Annotated in this window: 5 protein-coding genes and 1 pseudogene; 3 read left to right on the top strand and 3 right to left on the bottom strand. The window is 64.8% G+C overall.

Going from position 1 to position 4,373, the window contains the following annotated elements:
• The 3 genes from DA075_RS35440 to DA075_RS35430 all read left to right on the top strand — a co-directional run.
• On the top strand, positions 1-866 hold an 866-nt coding region (locus DA075_RS35440; RefSeq protein WP_164712609.1), incomplete at its 5' end, for a carbohydrate porin.
• A 732-nt stretch (positions 867-1,598) separates the two neighbouring features.
• Positions 1,599-1,982, top strand: a complete 384-nt coding sequence (flgB, locus tag DA075_RS35435) for a flagellar basal body rod protein FlgB (protein ID WP_099957696.1) — start codon at positions 1,599-1,601, stop codon at positions 1,980-1,982.
• A gap of 98 nt (positions 1,983-2,080) precedes the next feature.
• The gene (locus DA075_RS35430) at positions 2,081-2,239 is read left to right on the top strand and encodes a flagellar basal body rod C-terminal domain-containing protein (protein ID WP_276330954.1); all 159 of its coding nucleotides are present in this window, start codon (positions 2,081-2,083) and stop codon (positions 2,237-2,239) included.
• 12 nt (positions 2,240-2,251) lie between these two features.
• Here DA075_RS35430 and tnpC read toward each other — a convergent pair whose 3' ends face one another.
• The 3 genes and pseudogenes from tnpC to DA075_RS37280 all read right to left on the bottom strand — a co-directional run.
• Positions 2,252-3,808 carry an IS66 family transposase gene (gene tnpC, locus DA075_RS35425; RefSeq protein WP_099957694.1) on the bottom strand — a complete coding sequence of 519 codons (1,557 nt, stop codon included), beginning with the start codon at positions 3,806-3,808 and terminating at the stop codon, positions 2,252-2,254.
• A 79-nt stretch (positions 3,809-3,887) separates the two neighbouring features.
• Positions 3,888-4,184, bottom strand: coding sequence for an IS66 family insertion sequence element accessory protein TnpB (tnpB, locus tag DA075_RS35420; protein ID WP_244936724.1), 297 nt, complete (start codon positions 4,182-4,184; stop codon positions 3,888-3,890).
• A gap of 71 nt (positions 4,185-4,255) precedes the next feature.
• Positions 4,256-4,373: pseudogene (locus DA075_RS37280) on the bottom strand (AAA family ATPase); the annotation flags it as partial.

The following is a 4,373-nucleotide window of genomic DNA, read 5'->3' as shown; positions in this document are numbered from 1 at the left end:
TGGTTGCTGGCAAGTTCGCGATGGGTGACTTCTTCGATGGCAACGTCTATGCCCACGATCCTCGCGTCGACTTCTTCAACTGGGCGCTCTGGGCTTCCTCAGCCTGGGACTTTCCCGCCAATCTTGCCGGCTACACGCAAGGCGTAGTCGTCGAGTACAACCGCAAGGAGTTTGCAGTCCGGGCCGCCTATGCGCAAGTGCCAAAGGAGCCGAGCAGTAATGTTCTCGATCCACGCATCCTTCAGAAAGGTGGCCTGAATGTCGAACTCGAAGTCCGTTATAGTGTCCTCGACCAAGCCGGCCGGCTCCGGTTTGGAGCGTTCTCGAACGAGGGACGCTCAGCAAACTACAGAGAAGCGGTGACGCTCACGGGCTTGGATCCGGTCGCATTCCCAGATGCGAACACGGCCGCACTGGCGAACCGGAAAAATCGCAACAAGAGCGGTGGCTATATCAACCTTGAGCAGGCCTTGAGCCCAACGCTTGGCATGTTCGCGCGTATCAGTGCCTCTGATGGCCGCAACGAGAGCCTCTCCTTCGCCGATATCGACCGTAGCGCCTCCGGCGGCTTCTCGCTCAAAGGCACGACCTGGGGAAGATCCGATGATGCCGTCGGCATCGGGGCGGCGATCAACGGCATCTCCCGCTCGCATAGGGAATTCTTCGCGAAGGGAGGTCTGGGCCTCGTCATCGGCGAGGGCCAGCTCCGCTACAGGCCTGAGACCATCCTGGAGACGTATTACTCCGTCAGCCTGACCAGAGATGTAGCACTGTCACTGGATTATCAGTTTGTGGCAAACCCGGGCTACAACAGAGATCGTGGGCCTGCCCATTTCTTCAGTGCGCGTTTGCACACGGATTTCTGATCGGGCCATTGATATACTGTCACTCTCCCACTCTACCTGTTTGGTAACGGAATGTTGTTGGGATGCAGCGCGTTGGGCGATCAAAGCGTATGCGTGGCGCTTTGGTAGTGTGCGCCGCCGTGCTGCAGCCAGTCCGGCCCTGGCTGCGCCGCCGAGCTTGGTGCGGATTGAATCAAACGCCACTCTTCCGAAACAGTAAGCTCTCGGCGATGCTTCCTTTTACCTACACTCAGGGTCAAGCTTGGATCGTTGCGCGATCGGCGTCACCCGTGATTGAAGGGCTTCTGAACCCTTGGACGACGAGGTGTTCCATGCCCGTTGCCACACGGTGCTGATGGGAAGAGGAACTCGCCGAAAGCACGTTCGCCGATGCCAGCCTCGAGCAGCGGCTGCACCGGCTCGTCGGACAGATGGACCGCAGCCTCGGCGGCTATCTCGCTCGCTCACGCGCTCCGCCGCCCGGCAATCTCGTCATGTGGCGCGGCTTTGCACGGCTCACCGACATTGCGCTCGGAGCCGCCGTCGCGCGGACATCGCCAGGATGTGGGTAAAAGGAAGCCTCACCGAACGCTTACGTCGTCGCCACCGTCGCGCTCAAGACCAAGGCGATGCTCTTCGGCACTCTGCTCGCTACCATTACAGCCTCATGCAAGGTTATGAACCTACACCTTCGTTTGGAGGAGCGCGCGTGGCTCGCGTTCCGACCCTGGTGCAAAGCTTGGAGCTAGCGACATGACTGAGGTCTACCTATTCGATCTGGCATCGAAGCAGGCACGCTATCTTGCCGTGCGGCAGGCAACCATTGCGGGTAATGTCGCGAACGCGAACACACCGGGATACAAGGCCAGGGACGTGGTACCATTTTCTCAGGTGATGGCTCAGACTCACCTCGAATTGGCAGTCACGGCCTCTGCCCATACCAGCATTTTGGCGAGCGATGCTCCTGTGCGGACAATGCAGTCTCGGGAAGGCTGGGATGTTCTAGAAACGTCAAGCGCCGTCAGTCTTGAGCAAGAGATGCTAAAGGCAAACGATGTTTCGCGTCAGCATAACCTTAATATCGGAGTCACAAAGGCGTTTGATCGCATGTTGAGTCTTGCTATTAGGGGCGCATAATAGTGATTCTTGTCACACATCCAAGTTCGAAGCTGAGAGGTTTTGGCCGATAACGCCGCCTCCTCGACAGAAGTCACCCTGACTACCCCACTGCCGATGTGAGCGGCAATCTCGAGATGCCCAACGTCTATCCCGTCACTGAGATGGCTGGGTTGCGCGCAGCCATGGGCACCTACGAGTTCGATCTGAAGGTGATTGCGACGCTCGATGACCTCAACAGGCGCACCATCGACCTGCTTAAAGTAAGCGCTCGGTGACGGAGCCACTGGTCAGGCGGCCTGCTCGGCTCTACCGGTCGGCATCCAGTTCCAGGGCAGCAGATCGGCCAAGCGCTTGGCCGGATGATCGGCGATGCGCGTGAGCACATCGCGCAGGTAGCCCTCGGGATCGAGCCCGTTCATCTTCGCCGTCTCGATCAGCGTGTAGAACGCCGCCGCCCGCTCGGCGCCCAGCTCTGATCCCGCGAACAGGTAGTTCTTGCGCCCGACCGCCACGCAGCGCAGCGCCCGCTCGGCCGCGTTGTTGTCGAGGGTGAGACGGCCGTCGTCGAAGGTTCGCATGAGCGCCGGCCAGCGCGCCAGCATATAGCGTAGCGCCTTGGCCAGGTCGGACCGGCCCGGCACCTGGGCCAGGCTCGTCTCGGCAAACGCCTTCAGCGCCTCGGCCAGCGGCTTCGACCGCATTTGTCGCTCGCGGGTACGAGCATCAGGCGGCTTGCCGTGCAGGTCGCGCTCGACCCCGTAGAGCGCCCCGATCCGCTCCAGCGCCTCCGCCGCAAGCGCCGAGCCCGTCGCGGCGTGCACGTCGAAGATCTTGCGTCGCACATGCGCCCAGCACGCCGCCTCGGTCAGGGCACCGCCCGCACGCCCGGCCTCGTACAGCCCGTTGAAGCCGGCATAGCCGTCGGCCACCAGCACGCCGGAGAAGGCCGCCAGGTGGGCGAGCGGGCGCTCGCCTCGACGGTCGGGAGAGGCGAAGAACACCGCCGCCGGCGGGCGGGCGCCGCCGTGGGGACGCTCATCCCGGACGTAGGTCCACAGCCGTCCGGTGCTCGTCTTGCCCGTGCCGGGCGCCAGCACCGGGATCGGCGTGTCGTCGCCGTGCAGGACGTCCGAGCCCCCGATCACCTCCCGGCGCAGAAGTTCGGTCAGCGGCTGCAGCGTGGCCGCGGTCGCGCCGAGCCAGCCCGAGAGCGTCGAGGTCGCCAGATCGACGCCGTCGCGCGCATAGATCTCGGCTTGGCGATACAGCGGCAAGTGGTCGTCGAACTTCGCCACCGCGATGTGGGCCAGGAGCCCCGGACCAGCCCGCCCGCGGGGAACCGCATGGTGGGGAGCCGGTGCCTGGACCACCTGCTCGCAGGCGCGGCAGGCGAACGCCTCGCGGATGTGACGCACGACCTTGAACCGGCCCGGCACGTAGTCGAGGCTCTCGGTGACGTCCTCGCCGATCCGGCGCAAGCTCCCGCCGCAGGCCGGGCAGGCGCAGGGACCGGCGTGGACCACGCTCTCGCGCGGCAGGTGGGCCGGCAGGTCCCGCCGGGCGGGCTTGAGCCGTGCGGCCTCCCTCGCCTCGGCGACGACCAACGCGCCGGCCAGACGCTCGGCCTCGTCGACCTCCAGCGCTTCGATGGCCAGTTCGAGCTGCTCGAGGCGCGGGCCGAACTTCTCGGACGAGGTGCCGAACCGCGCCCGCTTCAGCCGGGCGAGCTCGCCACGCAGCTTCTCGATCAGGGTGCTGGCATGGACCGCCTCGCGCGCCAGGCCGACGATCAGACGCTTGAGCGCGTTGACGTCGTCGGGCAGCGTCGCAAGATCGAGAGCCATGCCAACAGCTTAGCTCTCGCCAAGGGCCGTCGCCACCGGTTCTGGCACCCGACGTAGCCGCCTCGGTAGTCTGCCGCTCTCAGCCCGCGATCGTCGGCCGGTCGGTGCGCAGCGGCGCACGCCAGTCAATCCCCTCCAGAAGCATGGCGAGCTGGGCCGGCGTCAATGCAGCAGCGGCACCGGCGGTGGACGGCCAGACGAAGCGCCCCTTCTCCAGGCGCTTGGCGAACAGGCACAGGCCCTGGCCGTCCCACCACAGCACCTTGATCAGGTGGCCCTGCCGCCCGCGGAACACGAAGGCCTGGCCCGAGAACGGATCGCGCGCCAGATGGTCCTGGACGAGGGCGGCCAGCCCGTCGAACCCCTTGCGTGTCAACGGGCACCGAAGTCTCCGCAATTGTGGGCTTTCAAAATTCCCTGGCCGGCGGGTTCGGTGCGGATCGGTGATCAGCCGGCCGTGTGATCGGAGGCAGCCTTTCCGGGTGGACGACCGCGACGCCTGGGTGCGGGCGGCGGAACGATCAGGGCCTTGGAGCGGACGTGCTCGGGGACGAGGTCGGCGTGC

This window comes from Methylobacterium currus, assembly GCF_003058325.1.
Classification (GTDB): domain Bacteria; phylum Pseudomonadota; class Alphaproteobacteria; order Rhizobiales; family Beijerinckiaceae; genus Methylobacterium; species Methylobacterium currus.
Note: the sequence above shows the minus strand (reverse complement) of the source record. Positions and strands in the feature narration are given on the sequence as shown.